The following is a 24,115-nucleotide window of genomic DNA, read 5'->3' on the forward strand; positions in this document are numbered from 1 at the left end:
TTCACGTGAAACAACGGGCACACGAAGGCGTGGAACAACGGCCACACGAAGGCGTAGAACGGCCAGGGGATGTACGGGGAAACGGGGAGTGTTTCACGTGAAACTGCCGGGTTATGACGTGATCGCCCGCGCCGCGGACGAGCGTCACGTGACCCATCCGGTGAAACTGCCGAAGAGGGAGATCGAACGCCCGATCCGACAGGTCGCCAGACGACTGGCGATGGCGTTGCTCGTGCTGGTCGCGACGGCGTTCATCGTCTACGCCGACCATGAGGGCTACAACGACAACTCCGATGGCAGCGTCGACCTGCTGGATTCGTTCTACTACGCCACCGTCACCCTCTCGACCACCGGATACGGCGACATCACGCCGGTCAGTGACGCCGCCCGGCTCACCAACATCTTCGTGATCACACCGCTGCGGGTGCTGTTTCTGATCATCCTGGTCGGCACCACGCTGGAGGTCCTCACGGAGCGCACGCGCGAGGAATGGCGACTGAACCGCTGGAGGGCGGCCTTGAGGGAGCACACCGTTGTCGTCGGCTTCGGGACGAAGGGGCGGTCCGCGATTCAGACCGTCTGTGCGACGGGGCTGAAGAAGGAGCAGGTCATCGTCGTCGACCCCAGCTCCAAGGTGATCGAGGCGGCAACGGCCGACGGATACGCGGGAATCGTGGGTGACGCGACCAGAAGCGATGTGCTGCTCCGGGCCGAGGCGCAGAAGGCGCGGCAGATCATCATCTCCACCGCACGGGACGACACGGCCGTGCTGGTGACGCTGACCGCGCGCCAGATGAACCGCGGGGCGAAGATCGTGGCCGCCGTACGGGAAGAGGAGAACGCGCCGCTGCTGAAGCAGTCCGGGGCCGATGTCGTCATCACCAGTGCCAGCGCCGCCGGCCGGCTGCTCGGTCTCTCGGTGCTCAGCCCCGCCGCCGGCATGGTCATGGAGGATCTGATCCAGCAGGGCAGCGGTCTCGACATCGTCGAACGGCCCGTCATAAAGGCCGAGGTGGGGCGCAGCGTACGGGAGACCGAGGACCTGGTCGTCAGCGTGCTGCGCGGCCACCGGGTGCTCGGCTACGACGACCCGTCCATCGGCCAACTCCAGCTGACGGACCGGCTCATCACCATCGCCCGTGCCACACCCAGCACAAGGATCACTCCCGAGACGAAGCACCTCCCGTAGCCGCAGCAAGAGGGCGCCCCCGGGGACGTACTCCCACGGGGGCGCCCTTACGCAGCGACCGCTACTTGCGGTTGTACAGGCGCATCGTGATCGGCCCGAAGACGAGCACGAACAGGGCGGACCAGCCGAGCGACCAGGCGATCTCCGCCGTGGGCCACTCGCCCGCCATCAGCTCGCGCACGGCCGAGGCCAGATGGGTGATCGGGCTGTTGTTGACGAACGCCTGGAGCCACCCCGGCATGGTGCGCGGGTCGACGAAGACGTTGGACAGGAAGGTCAGCGGGAAGATCACCATCATGCTGACCCCCATCACCGACTTCTCGGTGCGCAGCATCAGCCCGAACATCGTCCAGATCCACGAGAACGCGAAGGAGAAGACGATGAGCAGCGCGACCCCGGCGACCACACCCACCACTCCGCCGTCCGGGCGGTAGCCGAGGATCAGACCGACGGTGAGCATCACCACGGACGCGATGGCGTACAGCAGGGCGTCGCCCAGGAGATAGCCGACCATCGTCGACGGCCGCCAGATCGGCAGCGAGCGGAACCGGTCGAAGACACCCTTCTCGATGTCCGTGTTGACCGAGACACCGGTGTACATCGTGATCATCACGACCGACATCACCAGAATCCCCGGCAGCAGGAACTGGATGTACTCCTTCGGGGAGCCGGCCAGGGCACCGCCGAAGAGGTACGTGTACATCAGCACCATCATGATCGGGAAGGCGGTGACGTCGAAGAGCTGTTCAGGAACGTGCTTGATCTTGAGGACGGCCCGCCAGCCGAACGTCAGCGACGCCGACAGGGCGCTGGGCCTCGGCGGCCGGTCCTTGGCGATGAGCAGCGCGGCGAGCGACTCGGTGCTGACGGGGGCGAGTTCCTTGCTGTCGGTGCTGGTCGCGGTGCTCATGCCGCCGCCTCGTCCTTCTTGTCGACGTTCTGGGAGTCGTGGGCCTTGGTGTCGTGTCCGGTGAGGGCGAGGAACACCTCGTCCAGGCTGGGCTGCCCCAGCGAGAAGTTGTCGACGATGACGCCGCCGCGGGCCAGCTCGGCGAGGGCGCGGGCCGCGGACTCGGCGGCGCCCTGGCCGTTGGCGGACCCGGCGCCCACGCGTGCCGTCAGGGCCACCGGGTCCGGCTCCCGCTGCACTTCGGCGTCGAGTGCGAGTCGGAGCACCTCCTCGGCCTGCGGACGCTGGGCGGCGTCACGCAGCCGCAGATGGACGGAACCGGCCCCCACGGACGCCTTCAGCTCGCCCTTGGTGCCTTCCGCGATCACCTTGCCGCGGTCGATGACGGCGATCCGGGACGCCAGCTGGTCCGCCTCGTCCAGATACTGGGTGGTCAGCAGCACCGTCGTGCCCTGGGCGACCACCGCCCGCACGATGTCCCACACCTGGTTGCGGCTGCGCGGGTCGAGACCGGTCGTCGGCTCGTCGAGGAACAGCAGGTCCGGGGTGTTCAGGATGGACGCGGCGATGTCGATCCGGCGCCGCATGCCGCCCGAGTAGTGCTTGACCTGCTTCCCGGCGGCCTCGCTCAGCCCGAAGGCCTCCAGCAGCTGCTCGGAACGGACCCGAGCCGCCCGCTTGTCGTGGCCGAGGAGACGGCCCAGCAGCACCAGGTTCTCGGTGCCGGTCAGGTCCTCGTCCACGGACGCGTACTGCCCCGTCAGGCTCACCCTGCCGCGTACCTCGTCGGCCTCGCGGACGACGTCATGGCCGAAGACATGCGCCTCGCCGCCGTCGGGCCGCAGCAGCGTGGCGAGCATCTTCACCGTGGTGGTCTTGCCGGCGCCGTTCGGGCCGAGGACGCCGTAGACCGTGCCGGCCGGCACGGCCAGGTCGACGCCGTCGACGGCCCGGGTCTCGCCGAACGTCTTCACCAGACCCGCGGTCTCGATGGCGAGGCCGGATGTCTGTGCGCTCATGTCTGAGATCCTTCCGCGTGCGGGGCCCGTGTCCGGGGCTACGCAAAGAGAGACCGCCGGGTCCCGCGAAACTCATCGGTCGTGCGGGCGTGATTCCTCCACGGTCCCTCCCTCGGAGATCGAACGCACCCCGATTAATGACAACGAACGCAGCGGCCCCGGGCCAAGGGCGTGGGTGCCGGCGGCCGGCGACGGCGACCCGGGAGCCGCAGACGGCGTGACCGGGCGTGTGTGACGGGGTGGCCGAGGGGGCCGGGCCGGGACCGGGGACGCCCTGGGAGAGGCGCGGGGACGAGGAGTAGCGTCCCCTCATGCATGCGATCACGATTCCCGAACCCGGTGGACCCGAGGCCCTGGTGTGGGACGAGGTCCCCGACCCGGTGCCCGGCGAGGGCGAAGTGCTCATCGAGGTGGCGGCGAGCGCGGTGAACCGTGCCGATCTGCTTCAGCGGCAGGGTTTCTACGACCCACCGCCGGGTGCCTCCCCCTACCCCGGGCTGGAGTGCTCCGGACGTGTCGCGGCGATCGGGTCCGGCGTGTCCGGGTGGAGCGTCGGCGACCAGGTGTGCGCGCTGCTCTCGGGCGGCGGCTACGCGGAGAAGGTCGCCGTCCCGGCCGGCCAGCTGCTGCCCGTTCCCTCCGGCCTCGACCTCCACCAGGCGGCGGCGCTCCCCGAGGTCGTCTGCACGGTCTGGTCGAACGTCTTCATGATCGCCCACCTCCGGCCCGGCGAGACACTCCTCGTCCACGGCGGCTCCAGCGGCATCGGCACGATGGCCATCCAGCTGGCGAAGGCGGTCGGTGCGAAGGTCGCCGTCACCGCGGGTACCGAGGAGAAGCTCCGGCGGTGCGCCGCTCTCGGCGCGGACATCCTGGTCAACTACCGCGAGCAGGACTTCGTCGAGGAGGTCCGCAAGGCCACGGACGGCAAAGGGGCCGATGTCATCCTCGACAACATGGGGGCGAAGTACCTGGACCGCAACGTCCGCGTCCTCGCCGTCAACGGACGCCTCGCCGTCATCGGCATGCAGGGCGGCGTCAAGGCCGAGCTGAACATCGGGGCACTCCTCGCCAAGCGGGCCGCCATCAGCGCGACCTCGCTGCGCGCCCGGCCCCTGGAGGAGAAGACGGCCATCGTCGCCGCCGTACGCGAGCATGTGTGGCCGCTGGTCGCGGGTGGCCTGGTACGCCCCGTCGTCGACCGGCAGATCCCGATGAACGACGCGGCCACGGCCCACCGGGTCCTTGAGGACAGTGGCCACGTGGGCAAGGTGGTACTGGTGGTGCCATAGGCGCCACGAGGGCCGCGCACGCCGTGGCCTGGCCGGTGGCCGAGGGCGGCCCCGCCCCCCTTGTGTGCCGGGCTCCGCCTCCCTTGCGTGCCGGGGGCCGTACGAGTGGCCGTACAAGTCACTCGAACGCCGTACGAGGAGCTGTACAGCGGCTGCCGTGGAAGAGCCGTACGGCGGCGGCCGCCGAGGCCCCGGCCCACTCAGGCCCGCCCTGTGCGGCTCCCGTCCGGCTCGGCTCTCGGCCACGAGTCCTCGGCCGGGTCAGCCCTCGGCCCGTCGGTCTGCGCCCGTCCGGCACCGACCTTCCTCAGCCCCGCCGGATCCGCAAGCCCACGAAGGCCAGGCCCAGGCCCAGGCCCATCAGCATGAGGCCGCCGCCCAGGGCGAGGAGCTCCACCACGGGGCCCTCGGCGGCTCCGGCTCCCGGCCGGCCGACGGGTGACGCGGCGGGCGGGCGGGCGTTCTGCGGCGGCTCGGGGGCCATGGTGTCCTCCGAGCCGTCCGGTTCGGCGGCCGGCTCCTCGGACGCCCCGTACAGCTCCTCCGGGTCCATGAGCTCCGCGTCCGGCCGCCCGGGACGCTCCCGCCCCTCTCCCGCCCGGCTGCCGGCTCGGGAGGTGGTGGGGCCGGGCTCGACGGCCGCGTGGACGGACGGCACCGTTCCCGCCACCGGGACCATGAGGAGTCCCGTGACGAGGACCAGTCCCGTCACACGTGACGAACAGAGCCGAGAGATCACGACCTCAGCCTCACACGCCGCCCGCACCCCGGCATCCCGGCCCCGCCCGTCGACAACCGGCGGGAACCCCCTGGGACCCCACGAGAGTTCCCGGGGGGTTCCCGAGAACTCCCGGGAACCCCCGACTTCCCGGGAACCTCCTGCGGGCACCCGAAAGCCCCTGAGAGCAGTCGAAGACCGGTGGGGGAACACCTGGACCTCATGGGTGAACGGTGGATCACCCTGTGTCGGGGGCACCACGCTGGTGAGGTGCAGGCGTGCGAGAGAATGGCGGCATGGAGATGCCGAGGAACGAACGGTCGCCCGAACAGCCCCAGATCCTGGTCGTGGGCCAGGACGGAATGGCGGTGGGCGGCGGAGGAGACGAGGACTCCCGCGAGGTTCCGGTGACGGAGATGGTGGAACAGCCCGCGAAGGTCATGCGCATCGGCAGCATGATCAAGCAGCTGCTCGAGGAGGTGAGGGTGGCACCCCTCGACGAGGCGAGCCGGGCCCGGCTGAAGGAGATCCACGCCAGCTCGGTCAAGGAACTGGAGGACGGGCTGGCGCCCGAGCTGGTCGAGGAACTCGAGCGGCTCTCCCTGCCCTTCACCGACGAGGCGATCCCCAGCGACGCGGAACTGCGGATCGCGCAGGCCCAGTTGGTCGGCTGGCTCGAAGGGCTCTTCCACGGGATCCAGACGACGCTGTTCGCCCAGCAGATGGCCGCCCGGGCCCAGTTGGAGCAGATGCGCCGGGCCCTGCCCCCCGGTGTCGGCGGCCAGGAGGGCGAGGACGACCCCCGTACCCTCGGCCGCTCGGGCGGCCCGTACCTCTAGTCCCGTGACCGGGCCACGAGGCCCTGAGCCACCCCTCACCGTCAGCATGAGAAGGGCCCGGCGCCCCAGGTGCCGGGCCCTTCCCCCGTCAGCGGGCCGGTTGTCAGGCCGGGTTGCCCGTGGAGACCTTGAGGATGATCGTCGGCATCTGCTTGGGGTCGACGTCCTCGCTGGCAGCGGGGTACTGCTCCATGACGGTGCCCTCGCCGTACGTGTTCTCGTCCACGTTCTTGGTGTCGTACTCCCAGCCCGCCGCCTGGAGGCACTTCTTCACCGAGTCGATGTTCTTGAACGAGAAGTCCGGGAGTTCGACCTTCTCGGGGTCGTTGTAGGACTCGGTCGGCTCCGTGCACTCGGAGGTCTCGATGACCTTCGACGTGTCGGGTCCCTTGTGTCCCTCGACCACGCTCGGCGAGGAGGAGGCGCTCGTGCCGTTGTCGCCGCCCTCGGCCTCGGTGCCGGCGCTCTGCGCGAGGGCCGTGATCAGGCCGCCGATCGCGATGAGGGAGACGACGATCGCGCCGATGACGACCCCCTTGTTGCTCTTGCCGCTCCCGGAACGCCCGGCCGAGAGGGGGGACTGATGCGGTGCGATGTTGTACGGAGGCGGGGTGGCCGCGCCCTGCTGGGGCGCATACGCGGCGGTCTGCGGCGGCGTCTGGTACCCGCCCTGCTGCGGATAACCGTACGACGGGGCCGGCGCGGGCGTCGGGTGGCCGAACCCGCCCGTCGACGGCGGCTGGTACGGCGTCTGGACGCTGCCCGACTGCGGCACACCCGCCTGGTCGATGGGCGGGAAGACCGCCGACGACACCCCGGCGCCGTTCGACGTCTGGGCGCCCGGCACGATGCTCGGCGCGACGGGCTGGAGGGAGGCGGCGACACGCAGGCACTCGTCGCGCATGGCCTCGGCGCTGGGGAACCGCTCGTTCGGGTTCTTCTTCAGCGCGCGGGCGATCAGGGCGTCCACGGCCGGCGGCAGCGAACGGTTGATCGAGGAGGGAGCGACCGGCTCCTCCTGGACGTGGGCGTAGGCGATGGCCAGCGGCGAGTCCGCCTCGAACGGCAGCCGCCCCGTCGTCAGCTGGAACAGCATGATGCCGACCGAGTACAGGTCGGAGCGCGCGTCGACACCGCGGCCGAGGGCCTGCTCGGGCGAGAGGTACTGGGGGGTGCCGACGACCATGCCGGTCTGCGTCATCGAGGTGACACCGGACTGCATGGCGCGGGCGATACCGAAGTCCATGACCTTCACGACGTTGCGCTTGGTCATCATGACGTTGCCCGGCTTGATGTCCCGGTGGACCAGGCCCATCTCGTGGCTGATCTCCAGGGCCGCCAGCACGTCCGCGGTGATCTTCAGCGCCTTGTCGGCGGGCATCGCGCCCTGCTGCTGGATGTCCGCGTCGAGGACCGAGCCGAGCGGCCTGCCCTCGATGTACTCCATGACGATGTACGGCGTCGCCATACCGTCGACTTCGTCCTCGCCGGTGTCGAAGACCGAGACGATGTTGGTGTGGGTGAGCTTCGCCACGGACTGCGCCTCGCGGCGGAAGCGCTCACGGAACGCCTGCTCGCGGCCGAGCTCGGTGTGGAGTGTCTTGATAGCGACCTGTCGGTCGAGCACCGAGTCGTACGCGAGGTGGACGGATGCCATACCGCCCTCGCCGAGCAGGTCACGCAGCTGATAGCGGCCGCCGGCGAGCGAACGCCCCGCGTACCGGCCTTGTGCGGCGTCCTGGCTCATCTTCCTGCGTCCCCCATCGGCGCGCGCGGAGCCCCCCGGCGAGGCGTCCGCGATCGGTGATCCTGGTGATCCTTTGTGCTATTCCCGGCCAAGTCTGCCCCAGGGCACCGACACGTCAAGCGCGGTGCCCGTTCCGTGACCGTACGCGAAAGAAGCGTCGCGGAAGCGTTACAGGGGGCGTACGCCCGGTACACAGAACTTGCACGAGTGCGCGCACGGCGGGTTTCATGGCCGGTCAACCTGCGAATCCACCGTGAATCCGTCGCGAGCCCCTCGTTACCGGTCGGACGTCCAAGTCGGACCGGCCTCTTGCGTGAAGGCTGTAGCGTGGCCGACGGAGACCGTAACAAGAACCGCGCGGACCGCGGGCAGAAACGACGGCGAGGACTGATGGCACAGCAGCAGCGCTCTCAGGGCCCGTCCGACCCCGAGGCGACTGGCGGCGGAATGTCAGATGCGCCGGAGCAGTGGGGCAACGGCGGGCTTGTCGGCGACGGTCGGTACCGGCTGACCCACAGACTCGGCCGGGGCGGCATGGCCGAGGTGTTCGCGGCCGAGGACGTACGCCTCGGCCGGACGGTCGCGGTCAAGCTGCTGCGCTCGGACCTCGCCGAGGACCCCGTCTCCAAGGCCCGCTTCACGCGCGAGGCCCAGTCCGTGGCCGGCCTCAACCACCACTCCATCGTCGCGGTCTACGACTCCGGCGAGGACGTCGTGAACGGCACCCCCGTGCCGTACATCGTCATGGAGCTGGTCGAGGGCCGCACCATCCGCGACCTGCTGCTCAACGCCGAGGCCCCCGGCCCCGAGCAGGCGCTGATCATCGTCTCGGGTGTCCTGGAGGCGCTCGCCTACTCCCACCAGCACGGCATCGTGCACCGTGACATCAAGCCGGCCAACGTCATCATCACCCACAACGGCGCGGTGAAGGTGATGGACTTCGGCATCGCGCGCGCCCTGCACGGCGCGTCCACCACGATGACGCAGACCGGCATGGTCATGGGCACCCCCCAGTACCTCTCGCCGGAGCAGGCCCTCGGCAAGGCCGTCGACCACCGCTCCGACCTGTACGCCACGGGCTGCCTGCTCTACGAACTGCTGGCGCTGCGGCCGCCGTTCGTCGGCGAGACCCCGCTGTCCGTGGTCTACCAGCACGTCCAGGACATCCCGGTCCCGCCCTCGGAGGTCGCCGAGGCGGCGCCGCCGGAGCTCGACGGGCTCGTCATGCGCTCCCTCGCCAAGGAGCCCGACGACCGTTTCCAGACGGCCGAGGAGATGCGCGGCCTCGTCCAGTACGGCCTGCAGATGCTGTACGACCAGGGCAGCCACACCGGCACCTGGAACACCGGGCCCGTGACCATGCACGAGGGCCGCCACACCCCGCCGGGCGGCATGGCCGGTACGACCGCCATGCCCCACCCCGGCGAGATGGGCACCTCGCAGATCCCGCAGCCGATCCTGCCCGGCTACGGCGGAGGCGGCCGCGACGACGGCGGCTTCGAGGGCAACGGCAACCGGGGCAGCGGCCGCGGCAAGCTGTGGATCCTCGCGGTCCTCGCGGTGATCGCCATCGCTGCGGGCGTCGCCCTGGCGCTGAACGGCGACAAGCAGACCGGAAACGGCCCCGAGGTCACCAAGTCGCCCACGGCGTCCTCGTCCGGCAAGGACAAGAAGGACGACGAGACGCCGAGCACCGAGGAGAGCCAGGACGACTCGGGCGGCAGCACCGACTCGGGGAACAACCAGAACTACACGCCCCAGGTCCCGCAGACGCCGAGCTTCAGCGAGAAGCCCACGCAGAGCGAGCCGGCCGAGCAGCCGACGAGCGAGGAGCCCCCGGTGGAGGAGCCGACGTCCCCGGAGGAGCCCGAGCCCACGGTGAGCTCGCCGCCCGACGAGGAGACGGGCGGCGCCGACGCCGGCGGTCTGACGAGCGGCGTCACCGGCGGCGACGAGGAGTGACGGATCGAGGCCCCCTGTACGGGGGCCTCTTTTCGTAGGGGGTTTCGCACCGCTTTTCATACGGGGACGAACGACCCACCCCTAACGGCCCTCGAAGAAGAGTCTTCCCGTGGCCGGGGTGGCCGGGATAACGTGCCGGTGTCCCGGCCCCCTGCCAGGCTGTAACCAGTGCTGTGACCAGCGACTGTTCCCCACCGACACGACCTCCTCGGATCCCCTGGTACCGAAATACTTGGAAATCCAAGGAAAAACGCAGGTCAGTAGGGGTTTCACAGGAATGTGGCGCAGTGGGTAACGTGCCTCGTGCAGGGCGCTCGCCGGGGCACCTGTCACGTCTGTTCCCGGTCAAGGGCACCCACCCCGTGCACGGATTCCGGGATCAGGCGAGCCGCACTGGTCTTCCGGCAATCCCGGGGGCCGGACCGACGGAGGAGCACACGTGACCGTGGAGAGCACTGCCGCGCGCAAGACGACGCGACGCAGCGCCGCAGGCAAGACCGGCAGCACCGGCAGCAGGGCGGCCGGCACCACCGGCACCAGGCGGGCCACTGCGAAGAAGACGACCGGCGGCGCCGAGCCCGAGCTCGTCCAGCTGCTGACGCCCGAGGGCAAGCGCGTCAAGAACGCCGAGTACGACCCGTTCGTCGCCGACATCACCGACGACGAGCTGCGCGGCCTGTACCGCGACATGGTGCTGACCCGTCGCTTCGACGCCGAGGCCACCTCCCTGCAGCGCCAGGGTGAGCTGGGCCTGTGGGCGTCGCTGCTCGGCCAGGAGGCCGCCCAGATCGGCTCCGGCCGCGCCACCCGCGAGGACGACTACGTCTTCCCGACCTACCGCGAGCACGGCGTCGCCTGGTGCCGCGGCGTCGATCCGACCAACCTGCTCGGCATGTTCCGCGGCGTGAACAACGGCGGCTGGGACCCGAACGGCAACAACTTCCACCTCTACACGATCGTCATCGGCTCCCAGACGCTGCACGCCACGGGCTACGCCATGGGCATCGCCAAGGACGGCGCCGACTCGGCGGTCATCGCCTACTTCGGTGACGGCGCCTCCAGCCAGGGCGACGTCGCCGAGGCGTTCACCTTCTCCGCGGTCTACAACGCCCCCGTCGTGTTCTTCTGCCAGAACAACCAGTGGGCGATCTCCGAGCCCACCGAGAAGCAGACCCGCGTCCCGCTGTACCAGCGCGCCCAGGGCTTCGGCTTCCCCGGCGTCCGCGTCGACGGCAACGACGTCCTGGCCTGTCTCGCGGTCACCAAGTGGGCGCTGGAGCGCGCCCGCCGGGGCGAGGGCCCCACCCTGGTCGAGGCGTACACCTACCGCATGGGCGCCCACACCACCTCCGACGACCCGACCCGCTACCGCCACGACGACGAGCGGGTGGCCTGGGAGGCGAAGGACCCGATCGCGCGCCTGCGCAGTTACCTCGAGTCCGAAACGGACACGAACGAGGGATTCTTCGCGGAACTCGAAGCGGAGAGCGAGGCGTTGGGAAGGCGAGTGCGCGAAGTGGTGCGTGCCATGCCCGACCCGGACCACTTCGCCATCTTCGAGAACGTGTACGCGGACGGGCACGCTCTGGTGGACGAGGAGCGCGCGCAGTTCGCCGCGTACCAGGCGTCGTTCGCCGACGTGGACGTAGAGGAGGGCAAGTAGCGATGACCACGCAGACCGCGACCACGGCTTCGACGTCGGCCCCGGCGCCGAAGAACATGGCTATCGCCAAGGCGATCAACGAATCGCTGCGCAAGGCCCTCGAAGCCGACCCGAAGGTCCTCGTCATGGGCGAGGACGTCGGCAAGCTCGGCGGAGTGTTCCGGGTGACGGACGGCCTCCAGAAGGACTTCGGCGAGGACCGGGTCATCGACACCCCGCTCGCCGAGTCGGGCATCGTCGGCACGGCCATCGGCCTCGCCCTGCGGGGCTACCGCCCGGTGGTCGAAATCCAGTTCGACGGCTTCGTCTTCCCCGCGTACGACCAGATCGTCACCCAGCTCGCCAAGATGCACGCCCGCTCGCTGGGCAAGGTCAAACTGCCGGTCGTCGTGCGCATCCCGTACGGCGGCGGCATCGGCGCCGTCGAGCACCACTCGGAGTCCCCGGAGGCGCTGTTCGCGCACGTGGCGGGCCTGAAGGTGGTCTCGCCGTCGAACGCGTCGGACGCCTACTGGATGATGCAGCAGGCCATCCAGAGCGACGACCCGGTGATCTTCTTCGAGCCCAAGCGCCGCTACTGGGACAAGGCCGAGGTCAATCCGGACGCCATCCCCGGCCCCCTGCACAAGGCCCGCGTGGTCCGTGAGGGGACGGACCTCACCCTCGCCGCCTACGGCCCCATGGTGAAGCTCTGCCAGGAGGCCGCCGACGCGGCCGCCGAGGAGGGCAAGTCCCTGGAGGTCCTGGACCTGCGGTCGGTGTCCCCCCTGGACTTCGACTCGATCCAGGCGTCCGTGGAGCGGACCCGCCGGCTGGTCGTGGTCCATGAGGCCCCGGTCTTCTTCGGCTCGGGCGCCGAGATCGCCGCCCGTATCACCGAGCGGTGCTTCTACCACCTGGAGGCCCCCGTCCTCCGGGTGGGTGGCTACCACGCCCCGTATCCGCCGGCGCGTCTCGAGGAGGAGTACCTGCCGGGTCTGGACCGGGTGCTCGACGCCGTCGACCGCTCGCTGGCGTACTGAGGGAGAGGTCCGTGACGACGATGACAGACACGTCTCTGCGCGAGTTCAAGATGCCCGACGTGGGCGAGGGACTCACCGAGGCCGAGATCCTCAAGTGGTACGTCCAGCCCGGTGACACGGTCACCGACGGCCAGATCGTCTGCGAGGTCGAGACGGCCAAGGCCGCCGTCGAACTGCCCATCCCGTACGACGGCGTCGTACGCGCCCTGCACTTCCCCGAGGGCACCACCGTCGACGTCGGCACGTCCATCATCGCGGTGGACGTGGCGGGCGGTGCCGCCCCGGCACCGGCCGAGGAGGCCGCGCCCGCGAAGCCCGCCGCCGAGCCGGTGGCCGAGCCGCGGCCCGCGCCCGCCCCGGCCAAGCCGGAGGGCCGCAAGCCGGTCCTCGTCGGCTACGGCGTCGCCGAGTCGTCCACGAAGCGACGCCCCCGCAAGGGCGTCCCGGCCGCCGTGCCGCCCGTCGAGGACACCCTGTACGGCGCCACCGCCCTCCAGAGCGTCCAGGGCGAGCTGAACGGCCATGGCCCGCACGGCGGCACCGTGCCGCGCCCGCTGGCGAAGCCGCCGGTGCGCAAGCTGGCCAAGGATCTCGGCGTCGACCTCACGACGATCACCCCGTCCGGCCCGGACGGCATCATCACCCGCGAGGACGTCCACGCGGCGGCGGCCCCGCCGAAGGCGCCCGAGCCCGTCGTGGAGGCCCCCGCCGCGCCCGCGGCCCCCGCCGCCGCTGCGGCGCCGGCGGTGTCGTACGACGGCGCCCGCGAGACCCGTGTCCCCGTCAAGGGCGTCCGCAAGGCGACGGCCGCGGCGATGGTGGGCTCGGCGTTCACCGCGCCGCACGTCACGGAGTTCGTCACGGTCGACGTGACGCGCACGGTGAAGCTGGTCGAGGAGCTCAAGCAGGACAAGGACATGCAGGGCCTGCGGGTGAACCCGCTCCTGCTGATCGCCAAGGCCCTGCTGGTCGCGATCAAGCGCAACCCGGACATCAACGCCTCGTGGGACGAGGCGGCCCAGGAGATCGTCGTCAAGCACTACGTGAACCTGGGCATCGCCGCCGCCACCCCGCGCGGTCTGATCGTGCCGAACATCAAGGACGCGCACGCGAAGACGCTGCCGCAGCTCGCCGAGTCCCTGGGCGAGCTGGTCTCGACGGCGAAGGAGGGCCGAACCTCCCCCGCCGCCATGCAGGGCGGCACGGTCACCATCACCAATGTCGGCGTCTTCGGCATCGACACCGGCACGCCCATCCTGAACCCCGGTGAGTCGGCGATCCTCGCCGTCGGCGCCATCAAGCCGCAGCCGTGGGTCCACAAGGGCAAGGTCAGGCCGCGTCAGGTGACGACCCTGGCGCTCAGCTTCGACCACCGGCTGGTGGACGGGGAGCTGGGGTCCAAGGTCCTCGCGGACGTCGCGGCCATCCTGGAGCAGCCGAAGAGGCTGATCACCTGGGCGTGACACCGCCTTGGGCCGGATAGGCTCACGGTGAAGGGGCCGGTCGCAACTTCGTCTTGCGACCGGCCCCTTCGTCGTTGGCCCTGTTCAAGCGCCCGTCAGCGCTGGTTGAGCACGTACACCGGCGCGCCGTCCTCCGTCGCGCCCTGGGGGCGGATGCAGGCGTGCTTGCGCAGCAGCCGCAGGCAGTCGTTGACGCGTTGCACGGACAGCCCCGTACGGGCGGCGATCGCCTCCAACGGTTGACGCAGTTCACCCTCCTCGACGAGCACCGGGGCGATCACCACGGCCACCGTCCAGACGTCCGCCGTCACCGACAGCCGCTCCCGCCAGTCGGCCAGCACGGACTCGGTGGTGGGGTGTGCCTCGAAGGCGGTGGCGGATGGGGCCGGGTGCTCGACGGAGAGGGCGTCGAGCCGGTTGGCGATGCGCTCCATGGCCTGGGCCATGGCCTGCTGGGCGACGAGGCCGGCGCGCTGCATCTCGAGCATCTGCTGCTGCGTCTCCAGCATCGTCTGCTGTGTGTCGACCATTTGCTGTTGCAGCGCGAGTGATTTCTGCTGGGCGACCGCCAGTTGCTCGTCGGCCTGAAGGTTGCGCTCCTCCAGCCGGACGATGGCGTCGGCGATCTGCTCGGGCATGGCGTAGGCGATGGGAGCACCCGGGCCGGCGGGCTGGACCTCGGCCTCCTCAAGGGCGTAGGAGCCCTCGCGCTGAATGGTCTCGATCACTTCGGCGACCCACTGCTTGAAGGGCGCGCACTCGGGCTTGGTGCAGGCGCCGACGAGCAGGATGAGACCTTGGAGATCGATGAGGTTCATGTCTCGGCGCCACTCTCTACCTGCGGGAACGCCGAGACCGTGACCCCCAGTCACTGTCTCGAGAATCTCTCGGTGCTCTTCCGGGACGTGGTCGAGAAGAGCCTTTCGAGGTGTGGTGTAGCCGAGTTGCTTGCAGACGTCCACCGCCGGAAACCAGTGCGTCCCGTCCGGCATGGTCAGCCGGCGGACGCGGGCTCCGGTGGCCGCGTACACGAAGTCGCCGGCGTCGATGGCGTCGTGCCACGTCCGCGGGTCGGGCTGGTGCTTGCTGGGTTCGATCATGTGAACCACCTCCGCTGCGGAACGTAGGGCGGAGGAAATCGAATATGCCAGCTGAATGGTTGATGTTCACTATCGCGAGGGAAGATCGCGGAAACGGCTTGCCGCCGACACGGCGAAGGGGGCCACCGCTGTTGGGCGGTGGCCCCCTTCCGTGCCTCTGTGGAGGCTTGGCCTCACAGGGTGGCGAAACCGTAGTTCATCAGCTTCTTCACGTCCGCCGTGCGGTTCTCCGGGGAGGAGGAGGTGAGGACGGTGCCGACGATGGTCTTGCCGTTGCGGGTCGCGGCGAAGACGAGGCAGTACTTGGCCTCGGTGCCGGAGCCGGTCTTCACGCCGATGGTGCCGTTCCAGCCGAGGAGCTTGTTGGTGTTCTCCCACGGCTTCATGGTGCGGGTGGCACCGGTCTTCGTGATGGTCTTCGCCGTGTACTTGGTGGTCTTCACCACCGTCTTGAAGGTGGGGCTCTTCATCGCGCTGCGGGCGAGAATCGTGAGGTCGCGCGGCGTCGAGCGGTTCGAGCCCTTGCTGATGCCGTCGAACGAATCGAAGTGCGTGTTCTTCATGCCAAGGCTCGAGGCCATCTTGTTCATCTTGGAGATGAACGACTTCACGCGTGCCGCGCGGGTGGAGCCGGTGCCGAACTTGTCGGCCAGGGCGTAGGCGGCGTCGCAGCCGGACGGCAGCATCAGCCCGTACAGCAACTGGCGCACGGTCACCTTGTCGCCCACGATCAGGCCCGCGTTGGAAGCCCAGTTGTTCTGGACGATGTAGTCGCTGTATGCCTTCTGGATCTTCACCGTGGAGTTCAGGTTCAGATTCGACTGCGACAGCACGACCTTGGCGGTCATGATCTTCGTCGTGGAGGCGGTGAGCCTCGTCGTGTCCGGCGACTTCGAGAACAGGGTCTTGCCGGTGGCGCTGTTCATCACGAACCCGCCCTTGGCGGTGATCGTCGGCTTCGCGGGAGCGGCCTGCGCGGGTGCGGAGCCGACGGCTCCGGTCACGACCAGCGCGCCGGTGGTGATGACTACGGCAGCGGCTCTGCGGACACGTGCACCCTTTATGGCGGTCATCAAGTCAAGTACCCCGATTGCGTCAAATGTCTGAGGAGTGCGGCCGGTTGGAAGCCGGGTCGGCAGGCACAGCAGGGCCGCTTCTCGTGTGACAAGTGAGTAGCACAAAAGGTTGTGCCGCGGGTGGCGGGAGGGTCAATTCAAGTCCATGTCACAGCCCCTGACGGTTGGAGGCGGGGTTTCGGAGGGGGTTCGTCCCGGATCGTGGACGGGGCGAGCCATGCGTACGTGTTGTATCTATGGTGTGGGCATGGCCTCCGCTGCACCCTCGAAGCCCCGTCCGCCCGCCGCCCCGGCCGTCAGGCAGCCCCCGGCCGCCGACCGGGTGTACGCGCACGTCAAGCAGGGCGTCCTGGAACGTCGCTACGAGGGCGGCACGCTGCTCACCGAGGGTGAGCTGGCCGAGGCGGTCGGCGTGTCCCGGACGCCGGTGCGGGAGGCGTTGCTGCGACTGGAGGCCGAAGGGCTGATCAGGCTCTATCCCAAGAAGGGTGCGCTGGTTCTGCCCGTCTCCGCCCAGGAGATCGCCGACGTCGTGGAGACCCGGCAGCTCGTCGAGGAGCACGCGGTCCGCAAGACCGTCCCAGCCTCGCCGCGGCTCATCGCGCGACTGGAGGAACTGCTCGAACAGCAGAAGGCGCAGGCGGCCGCCGGGGATCTGGCCGGCGCGGCGGTGACCGACCGGTGTTTCCACGCCGAGATCGTCCGCAGTGGCGGCAACGAGATTCTCTCCCGCCTGTACGACCAGCTCCGCGACCGGCAACTGCGCATGGGTGTCGCCGTGATGCACGCCCACCCGGACCGCATCACCAAGACGCTCACCGAGCACGAGGAGATTCTCCGGGCGTTGCGCGAGGGTGACGCGGAGGCCGCCGTGGGCCTCGTCCACCGGCATGTGAGCTGGTTCTCCAACCTGGCCCGGGGGGAGGTCCGTTGAGCCGCCCCGCTCCGTCGCCCTGCGCCGCTCTGCCCGGAGACCCGCCCGGTGGCCGCCGCGCCCTCGCCGTCTGGGGCGTCGGCGTCTCGGTCTACTTCGTCGCCGTCATCTTCCGTACGTCGCTGGGGGTGGCGGGTCTCGACGCCGCCGACCGCTTCCATGTGAGCGCCTCCGCGCTTTCGACGTTCTCGATCCTGCAACTGCTGGTGTACGCGGGCATGCAGATACCGGTGGGTCTGCTGGTGGACCGGCTCGGCACCAAGAAGGTGCTGACCCTCGGGGTCGTGCTGTTCACGGCCGGCCAGATCGGCTTCGCGCTGGCCCCGTCGTACGGCATGGCGCTCGCCTCGCGGGCGCTGCTGGGCTGCGGTGACGCGATGACGTTCATCAGTGTGCTGCGGCTCGGCACCCGCTGGTTCCCGGCCCGGCGCGGGCCGCTGATCGCGCAGTTCGCGGGGCTCGTCGGCATGGCGGGCAATCTGGTGTCGACGCTGGTGCTCGCCCGGCTGCTGCACGGCGTGGGCTGGACGGCCGCGTTCGCGGGCAGCTCGGTCGCCGGGCTCGTCGTCCTGGTCCTCACGGTGCTGTTCCTGAAGGACCACCCGGACGGGCACGAGCCTGAGCCGTTCCCGCACCGGGGGGCGGCGTACGTGCGGCGTCAGATAGCGGCGTCCTGGCGGGAGCCGGGCACCCGGCTCGGGCTGTGGGTGCACTTCACCACGCAGTTCCCGGCGATGGTGTTCCTGCTGCTGTGGGGCCTGCCGTTCCTGGTGGAGGCGCAGGGGCTGAGCCGGGCCACCGCCGGTGACCTGCTCACCCTCGTCGTCCTGTCCAACATGGTGGTCGGGCTGGTGTACGGCCAGATCGTCGCCCGGCACCACGCGGCGCGGCTGCCGCTGGCGCTCGGCACGGTGCTCGCGACGGCGGCGGTCTGGGCGGCCACGCTGATCCACCCCGGCGAGCACGCGCCGATGTGGCTGCTGATCGTCCTGTGCGCGGTCCTCGGCGCGTGTGGCCCGGCGTCGATGCTCGGCTTCGACTTCGCCCGCCCCGCGAACCCGCCGGAACGTCAGGGAACCGCGTCCGGAATCACCAACATGGGCGGTTTCGTCGCCTCCATGACCACCTTGCTGGCCGTCGGCGTCCTGCTCGACCTCACCGACGACAACTACCGCATCGCCTTCTCCGCCGTCTTCGTCCTCCAGGCCCTGGGCCTGTCCCAGATCCTCCGCCTGCGCGCCCGTGCGGCCCGCCGCGAACGTGAACGCCTGGTCGCCAGCCGCGTGGAGACGGTGCACGTACCCGCGTAAGGGACACCATGCCCCGATGTAAGGGTCTCCATGGCGTTGCACCCCTGTCTTAATATGTCAGGTGCGCTGGCTCTTTTACCCCTTACTCATCGGTGATCCTCCCCCGTAGCTTGATCGAGCTCTCTGGGCCCATGGAGGGGGGGGAAGCGCATGGACGTCCTCGACGTGCTGGGACTGCTGCTGGCCGCGGTGGCCGCCGGGTGGGTGGACGCGGTGGTCGGTGGGGGCGGAGTCCTGCTGATCCCCGTACTGCTGCTGACCTTTCCCCAGTACCCGCCCGCGACGGCGCTCGGCACCAACAAGATCGCCGCTGTCATGGGCACCGCGACCGCCGCGTACATGTTTCAGCGCCGCACCCGGCTGGATCGCTCGATCCTCATACCGGCCGCGGCGCTCGCGGCTCCCTTCGGCGCGCTGGGCGCCATGTCCGCCGCGAGCGTGCCCACCGGCTCCTTCCGCCCCGTCATCATGGCGCTGCTCGTCGCCGTGGCCCTCTTCGTCGCCTGCAGGCCGTCGTTCGGCGTACGGCGGGCAGAGACGGTCGTGACCCGGCGGCGGCGTACCGCCGCCGTCCTCCTGGCCGGTGCCGGTATCGGCTTCTACGACGGGGTCTTCGGCCCCGGCGTCGGCACCTTCCTCATCATTTCCTTCACCACGCTCCTGGCCACGCGATTCCTGGAGAGCGCGGCCATGGCGAAGGTCGTCAACGCCTCGTCCAATCTCGGAGCCCTGGCGGTCTTCGCCTGGCAGGGCAACGTGCTGTGGACCCTCGGCCTCGGCATGGCCGTGGGAAACATCGCCGGGGCCATGCTCGGCTCGCGGACCGCGCTCAAGCGGGGCTCCGGCTTTGTACGTGTCGTCCTGGTGGTCGTGGTGACGGGCATGGTGACGAAGATGGCCTACGACCAGTTCGCCTGACCGGAATCCGGCGGAGCGGCCGCTACACCGTCACCGCGAAGGCGTGGAGGATGGCCGCGATGAGATGGGGGTCGCCCTCCGCCTTGATGCGGTCGGCCACGGTGTCGGCGGTGACGCGGCCGCAGGCGAGGCGGACGTAGGTCTCCCAGTCCAGGGTGAGGGTGGCCGCGGGGCCGAGCGCGGGGGCGGTCTCCAGGGTGCCGCGGCCCTGGATGTCGACGCGGACCGTGCGGATGAACTCCACCGGGCCGTGCACGTCGAGGACGACGGCCGAGCTGCGCGGGGCCTGCGCGTCCTCCGCGACGACCTTCGGCAGCACGGAGAGCAGCTCGTCACGGACGATGTACGCCCCCGGCGAGTCCAGGTTGCCCGGCTGGCCGAGCGCCGCCCGCAGGTCCTGCTCGTGGACCCACACGTCGAAAGCCCGGTTGCGCATGGCCTGTTCCAGGGTCAGTTCCGTGCCGAGCGGGCCGCGGATCTTGTGGTCCGGCTGCCGCGACTCGTTCCGCAGCTGGCGGTTGCGGCGGATGATCGTGTACTCCAGCTCGGACGTCATCTCCGGCGCCGTGTGGTGGCGGCGGGCGTCGACCTGCATCTCCATGTACCGCTGGTGCTCGGTGCGCACGTGGTACAGGTCGCGCGGGAGGGTGTGGATCGGGCGCGGGTCGCCGAGCATCTCGCAGTCCATGCCGATGACATGGGAGACCACGTCGCGCACCGACCAGCCGGGGCACGGCGTCCGCCTGTTCCACTCGCCCTCGACGAGCGGTGCCACCAACTCGGCTATCGCGTCCACTGCGTGGGTCCAGGCGTCGGCGTAGGGCTGGAGAGTGGGATGCAGACTCACGGAACGGGACCCCTCGGGCGGTCGGTACGTGTCAGTACGGGCGGTGCGTGTCGGCTACGTGGCGGGTGGTCTTCAGTGGGGGCGTCGGCGTTGACGGCGGTGAGTGGGCGTCGGCGGCGGTCAGTGGGTGCTGTGGAACGTTAAGTTACGCTGCTGTGCGGCACCCCGGCAGTGCTTTCGTGTGACGATCGTAGGCCCGTGTTTGACGGCTCGAATGCCAGGACGGTGGTAGTGTGCGCGCCTCGCTCCTTCAGATCGGTGTAGACGAGGGCGAATCGGTCGATTCGCGCAGGCGGCGGGTGGCTTCGCTGGTCCGTGAGCAGGCCGGTGCCGATCTCGTCGTCCTGCCGGAGCTGTGGACCACCGGCGCATTCTCGTTCGAATCCTTCACCGCGGAGGCCGAGCCGCTCGACGGGCCGACCTGCGAGGCGATGGCCAAGGCGGCGAGCGACGCGGGCGTCTGGCTGCACGCCGGTTCGATCCCCGAGCGGGACCCTGAAGGCCCCCTCTACAACACATCTCTCCTCTTCTCCCCCTCCGGCGAACTCACCGCCGCCTACCGCAAGATCCACCGCTTCGGCTTCGACAAGGGCGAGGCCGTCCTGATGGGCGCGGGCACGGAACTGGTGACGGTGCGGCTGCCCGAAACCACTCTCGCCATGGCCACCTGCTACGACCTCCGCTTCCCCGAACTCTTCCGCGGCCTCGTCGACGCCGGCGCCGAGACCTTCGTCGTCCCCGCCGGCTGGCCCGAACGCCGCCGCGCCCACTGGACCCTGCTCGCCCGGGCCAGGGCCGTCGAGAACCAGGCGTACGTCCTTGCCTGTGGAACGGCGGGCACGCACGCGGGAGTTCCGCAGGCAGGTCACTCGATCGTGGTCGATCCGTGGGGCGAGGTGCTGGCCGAGGCGGGCGCCGCAGAGGAGGTCCTCACCGTGGAGTTCGACCCGGCGAAGGTGGCGACGGTCCGCGAGCAGTTCCCGGCCCTGAAGGACCGGCTCCTGGGCCTGGAGACCCCGCGCCGCTGACCACCGGCCGGGTCGGCCGCGGCCCAGCCCTCGTCGTTCCCTCAGCCGATCCCTCTCTCCCGCTCCGCCAGGTTGATCACGCACACCGTCACGGCGATCAGCAGCGCCGGGTCCGCGTCGTCGCGCACGACGTCCAGGCCGTACGTCTCCCGGATGTGCAGCCATCTGCGGGAGACGACGGCGAGTGCCTCGCCCCCGTACTCGATGAGGAACTCCCGGTCGAGGATCTTGCCGCTGACGTCGAGTTCCGTGCCGTCCGCCAGCGACACCCGATAGTGGTTGCGGAGCAGGGACAGGCGCTTGCGGCGGACCGTCGCCAGGGTCTCGCCCTCCCGCTCGATCTCCATGGTGTCGCGCAGCGCGAACATCTTCTTCCGGATCACGATCAGGACCCGCCCCGCCGTGTCCTTCAGCTCGAAGGTGTCCCGCAGCCGCAGGGCCTTGCCGTCGACGAGGAAGACCTTTGCGCCGTGCTCGTCCTCGATCCAGTAGTCGTCACCGATGCCGAGGATCCGGTCGCGTACGAGGAATCTCATGCCCTCAGGCGTTCCCCGGGGCCCGCCGCGAAACGTCGCCGGTAGGCCGAAAGGACGCAGAGCCGGCGACGCGGCGAGCGTCGGCAGCGGTCGCGTCTCGGGCGACGGCCGGCGCGCATGGTCGCCCCGACGACGGCGCGGGAAGGCCCGGGAAATCGCCCTGGGCCGGCGCGCGGAGTCGCCGTACGGGGGGCGGGCGCTGAAGATCACCCACATACCGGTCCGCAGGTTGTCCACAGGGGTCCGGTGAGAGTTGTCCACAGGCTCCGCGGCGGACCGCGGGCAAGTGGCACCCTTGATCCATGAGCGATTCCACGACCCAGCACCCGGCACCCCGCCGTGTCCGTGTCCGCGCCCCCGAGCTGACCGGCAAGGGCGGCTGGCTGAACACGGGCGGGAAGCATTACACCCTCGCTGACCTGCGAGGAAGGATAGTGCTGCTGGATTTTTGGACGTTCTGCTGCATCAACTGTCTGCACGTCCTGGACGAGCTGCGGGAGCTGGAGGAGAAGCACCGGGACACCGTGGTGGTCATCGGGGTGCACTCGCCGAAGTTCGCGCACGAGGCGGAGCACGCGGCGGTGGTCGACGCCGTCGAGAGGTACGGCGTCGAGCACCCGGTCCTCGACGATCCGGAGCTCGCCACCTGGAAGCAGTACGCGGTACGGGCCTGGCCGACCCTGGTGGTGATCGACCCCGAGGGGTACGTGGTCGCCCAGCACGCGGGCGAGGGCCATGCGCACGCCATCGAGCGGCTCGTCTCCGAGCTGGAGGCCGAGCACGGGGCGAAGGGCACCCTGCGGCGCGGCGACGGTCCGTATGTGGCGCCGGACCCCGAGCCGACCGTGCTGCGCTTCCCCGGGAAGGCGCTGCTCCTGCCCGACGGGGACCTCCTCGTCAGCGACACCACCCGTCACCAGCTGGTACGGCTCGCCCCGGACGGCGAGACGGTCGTCCGCCGGTACGGCGCCGGTGAGCGGGGCTTCGTGGACGGCAGCGCCGAGCACGCCCGTTTCAGCGAGCCGCAGGGGCTGGCGCTGCTGGAGGGCGGTGCGGTGGTGGTCGCCGACACCGTGAACCACGCGCTGCGCCGCCTCGACCCGGCCACCGGCGAGGTCTCCACCCTCGCGGGCACCGGCCGCCAGTGGTGGCAGGGTTCGCCGACCTCAGGCCTGGCCTGGGAGGTCGACCTGTCCTCACCGTGGGACGTGGCCCTCTTCGGAGGCAAGGTGTGGATCGCGATGGCCGGTGTCCATCAGCTGTGGACGTACGACCCGGAGGACTGCACCGTCGCCGTGGCGGCGGGCACGACGAACGAGGGGCTCGTGGACGGGCCGGGTGCCGAGGCGTGGTTCGCGCAGCCGTCCGGGCTCGCGGCCACCGCGGACCGGCTGTGGCTCGCCGACTCCGAGACGTCGGCGCTGCGCTGGGTCGACCTCGACGGGGTGGTCCACACGGCGGTCGGTACCGGCCTGTTCGACTTCGGGCACCGGGACGGCGCCGCCGGCCAGGCGCTGCTCCAGCATCCGCTGGGGGTCACGGCCCTGCCGGACGGCTCGGTGGCGGTCAGCGACACCTACAATCACGCGCTGCGCCGCTACGACCCGGCCACGGGCGAGGTGACGACCCTCGCGACGGACCTGCGGGAGCCGAGCGACGCGGTGCTCGTCGGGGACGACATCGTGGTCGTCGAGTCCGCCCGCCACCGGCTGACCCGGCTGCGGCTGCCTGAGGAGACGGTGAAGGTCGAGGCCGTAGCCCACCGCACGCAGCGCGCGGCCACCGAGGTCGCCCCCGGCAGCCTCCGGCTGGACATCGTCTTCCAGGCGCCGGCCGGACAGAAGCTCGACGAACGGTACGGCCCGTCGACCCGTCTGCTCGTCTCGTCCACCCCGCCCGAGCTGCTGCTGCGGGGCGAGGGCGCGGACACGGCCCTGTCACGCACGCTGGAACTGAACCCCTCCATAGCCGAGGGCGTCCTGCACGTCTCGGCGATGGCGGCGTCCTGCGACGACGACCCGGCCAACGAGTACCCGGCCTGCCACGTCCACCAGCAGGACTGGGGTGTGCCGGTCCGGGTCTCGTCCGATGGCGCGGACCGGCTGCCGCTGGTGCTCGCGGGCATGGACGAGAACCCGGCCGGCCTCGGCTGAGACCGTTCGTCCTCGTCGTCCTTGTCGCCCGCCGGGGCGGTCACACGCCGCCGTAGCCGTCCCGGTGGTGGTGCCGTTCCTCGTCGATCACGGGTGTCGTGGACGGCACCACGACCCGCCTGCGCCTGGCGATGCTGCTGAACGTCGCGACGCCGATCAGTCCGACGATCATGAAGATGATGCCGACCAGATCGAGGTTGACCCCTTGCATGTCCCAGTCGGTGGCGAACGTGAGGATGGCGCCCACGGCGATCAGAATGATGCACCCGCCCAAACCCATGAGTGTTCCCTCCCAGTCCGGTTGGGTCGGCCGGTCGTTCCGGTCGTTCGGTCCTACCGGTGGACTCCGGGTACCCGAACATGCGCACCAGTAACTGGTTCTGGTGGGG

General features: G+C 70.0%; 21 protein-coding genes. 12 read left to right on the forward strand and 9 right to left on the reverse strand.

The window, feature by feature from the left end; all coding sequences use genetic code 11:
- Window positions 1-97: 97 nt before the first annotated feature.
- Window positions 98-1,189: a potassium channel family protein gene (locus tag AC067N_RS15985; RefSeq protein WP_478679457.1), complete on the forward strand. Its 1,092-nt coding sequence runs from the start codon at window positions 98-100 to the stop codon at window positions 1,187-1,189.
- A gap of 61 nt (window positions 1,190-1,250) precedes the next feature.
- Here the strand turns inward: AC067N_RS15985 and AC067N_RS15990 are convergent, their stop codons facing one another.
- Entirely contained in the window at window positions 1,251-2,099 is an 849-nt protein-coding gene (locus tag AC067N_RS15990) for an ABC transporter permease (RefSeq protein ID WP_478679458.1), read from the reverse strand.
- Entirely contained in the window at window positions 2,096-3,118 is a 1,023-nt protein-coding gene (locus AC067N_RS15995) for an ATP-binding cassette domain-containing protein (RefSeq protein WP_478679459.1), read from the reverse strand. Before AC067N_RS15995 ends, AC067N_RS15990 begins: the two co-directional genes overlap by 4 nt.
- Window positions 3,119-3,429: 311 nt before the next feature.
- On the opposite strand from AC067N_RS15995, the gene AC067N_RS16000 reads away from it, so the two are divergent.
- Entirely contained in the window at window positions 3,430-4,410 is a 981-nt protein-coding gene (locus AC067N_RS16000) for an NAD(P)H-quinone oxidoreductase (protein ID WP_478679460.1), read from the forward strand.
- Window positions 4,411-4,717: 307 nt separating this feature from the next.
- Here AC067N_RS16000 and AC067N_RS16005 read toward each other — a convergent pair whose 3' ends face one another.
- A complete protein-coding gene (locus AC067N_RS16005) occupies window positions 4,718-5,122 on the reverse strand; it encodes a hypothetical protein (RefSeq protein WP_478679461.1) in 405 nt (134 codons plus the stop codon).
- A 302-nt stretch (window positions 5,123-5,424) separates the two neighbouring features.
- Here AC067N_RS16005 and AC067N_RS16010 point away from each other — a divergent pair, with 302 nt between their 5' ends.
- Window positions 5,425-5,967 (forward strand): bacterial proteasome activator family protein, encoded by a 543-nt coding sequence (locus AC067N_RS16010; RefSeq protein WP_478679462.1) that lies wholly within the window; start codon window positions 5,425-5,427, stop codon window positions 5,965-5,967.
- Window positions 5,968-6,070: 103 nt separating this feature from the next.
- Here AC067N_RS16010 and AC067N_RS16015 read toward each other — a convergent pair whose 3' ends face one another.
- A complete protein-coding gene (locus AC067N_RS16015) occupies window positions 6,071-7,714 on the reverse strand; it encodes a protein kinase domain-containing protein (protein WP_478679463.1) in 1,644 nt (547 codons plus the stop codon).
- Between the two features lie 390 nt (window positions 7,715-8,104).
- On the opposite strand from AC067N_RS16015, the gene AC067N_RS16020 reads away from it, so the two are divergent.
- From AC067N_RS16020 to AC067N_RS16035, 4 genes are all read left to right on the forward strand, one after another.
- A complete protein-coding gene (locus tag AC067N_RS16020; protein WP_478679464.1) occupies window positions 8,105-9,676 on the forward strand; it encodes a protein kinase domain-containing protein in 1,572 nt (523 codons plus the stop codon).
- Window positions 9,677-10,115: 439 nt separating this feature from the next.
- Window positions 10,116-11,339 (forward strand): pyruvate dehydrogenase (acetyl-transferring) E1 component subunit alpha, encoded by a 1,224-nt coding sequence (pdhA, locus tag AC067N_RS16025; protein ID WP_478679465.1) that lies wholly within the window; start codon window positions 10,116-10,118, stop codon window positions 11,337-11,339.
- A gap of 2 nt (window positions 11,340-11,341) precedes the next feature.
- Window positions 11,342-12,361 (forward strand): alpha-ketoacid dehydrogenase subunit beta, encoded by a 1,020-nt coding sequence (locus AC067N_RS16030; protein WP_478679466.1) that lies wholly within the window; start codon window positions 11,342-11,344, stop codon window positions 12,359-12,361.
- Window positions 12,362-12,372: 11 nt separating this feature from the next.
- Entirely contained in the window at window positions 12,373-13,824 is a 1,452-nt protein-coding gene (locus tag AC067N_RS16035) for a dihydrolipoamide acetyltransferase family protein (protein WP_478679467.1), read from the forward strand.
- Between the two features lie 95 nt (window positions 13,825-13,919).
- Here the strand turns inward: AC067N_RS16035 and AC067N_RS16040 are convergent, their stop codons facing one another.
- Window positions 13,920-14,924, reverse strand: coding sequence for a BRO-N domain-containing protein (locus tag AC067N_RS16040; RefSeq protein WP_478679468.1), 1,005 nt, complete (start codon window positions 14,922-14,924; stop codon window positions 13,920-13,922).
- 173 nt (window positions 14,925-15,097) lie between these two features.
- Window positions 15,098-15,997, reverse strand: coding sequence for a D-alanyl-D-alanine carboxypeptidase family protein (locus AC067N_RS16045; protein ID WP_478679469.1), 900 nt, complete (start codon window positions 15,995-15,997; stop codon window positions 15,098-15,100).
- Between the two features lie 250 nt (window positions 15,998-16,247).
- Here AC067N_RS16045 and AC067N_RS16050 point away from each other — a divergent pair, with 250 nt between their 5' ends.
- The 3 genes from AC067N_RS16050 to AC067N_RS16060 all read left to right on the forward strand — a co-directional run bounded on the left by AC067N_RS16050 (window position 16,248) and on the right by AC067N_RS16060 (window position 19,162).
- Window positions 16,248-16,934 (forward strand): GntR family transcriptional regulator, encoded by a 687-nt coding sequence (locus AC067N_RS16050; protein ID WP_478679470.1) that lies wholly within the window; start codon window positions 16,248-16,250, stop codon window positions 16,932-16,934.
- Window positions 16,931-18,244, forward strand: a complete 1,314-nt coding sequence (locus AC067N_RS16055; protein ID WP_478679471.1) for an MFS transporter — start codon at window positions 16,931-16,933, stop codon at window positions 18,242-18,244. The genes AC067N_RS16050 and AC067N_RS16055 overlap by 4 nt, the downstream gene beginning before the upstream one ends.
- A 150-nt stretch (window positions 18,245-18,394) precedes the next feature.
- Window positions 18,395-19,162, forward strand: coding sequence for a TSUP family transporter (locus tag AC067N_RS16060; protein WP_478679472.1), 768 nt, complete (start codon window positions 18,395-18,397; stop codon window positions 19,160-19,162).
- A 22-nt stretch (window positions 19,163-19,184) separates the two neighbouring features.
- Here the strand turns inward: AC067N_RS16060 and AC067N_RS16065 are convergent, their stop codons facing one another.
- Window positions 19,185-20,009, reverse strand: a complete 825-nt coding sequence (locus AC067N_RS16065) for a maleylpyruvate isomerase family mycothiol-dependent enzyme (protein ID WP_478679473.1) — start codon at window positions 20,007-20,009, stop codon at window positions 19,185-19,187.
- A 233-nt stretch (window positions 20,010-20,242) separates the two neighbouring features.
- Here AC067N_RS16065 and AC067N_RS16070 point away from each other — a divergent pair, with 233 nt between their 5' ends.
- Window positions 20,243-21,037, forward strand: coding sequence for a carbon-nitrogen family hydrolase (locus AC067N_RS16070; protein ID WP_478679474.1), 795 nt, complete (start codon window positions 20,243-20,245; stop codon window positions 21,035-21,037).
- 41 nt (window positions 21,038-21,078) lie between these two features.
- Here AC067N_RS16070 and AC067N_RS16075 read toward each other — a convergent pair whose 3' ends face one another.
- Complete coding sequence (locus AC067N_RS16075; protein ID WP_478679475.1) at window positions 21,079-21,573, reverse strand: LURP-one-related/scramblase family protein; 495 nt, start codon at window positions 21,571-21,573, stop codon at window positions 21,079-21,081.
- A 302-nt stretch (window positions 21,574-21,875) separates the two neighbouring features.
- On the opposite strand from AC067N_RS16075, the gene AC067N_RS16080 reads away from it, so the two are divergent.
- Window positions 21,876-23,726, forward strand: a complete 1,851-nt coding sequence (locus tag AC067N_RS16080) for a thioredoxin-like domain-containing protein (protein ID WP_478679476.1) — start codon at window positions 21,876-21,878, stop codon at window positions 23,724-23,726.
- 40 nt (window positions 23,727-23,766) lie between these two features.
- Here AC067N_RS16080 and AC067N_RS16085 read toward each other — a convergent pair whose 3' ends face one another.
- Window positions 23,767-24,006: a DUF6458 family protein gene (locus tag AC067N_RS16085; RefSeq protein WP_055511719.1), complete on the reverse strand. Its 240-nt coding sequence runs from the start codon at window positions 24,004-24,006 to the stop codon at window positions 23,767-23,769.
- Between the last annotated feature and the right edge of the window lie 109 nt (window positions 24,007-24,115).

The organism is Streptomyces sp. NPDC042364, assembly GCF_056437585.1.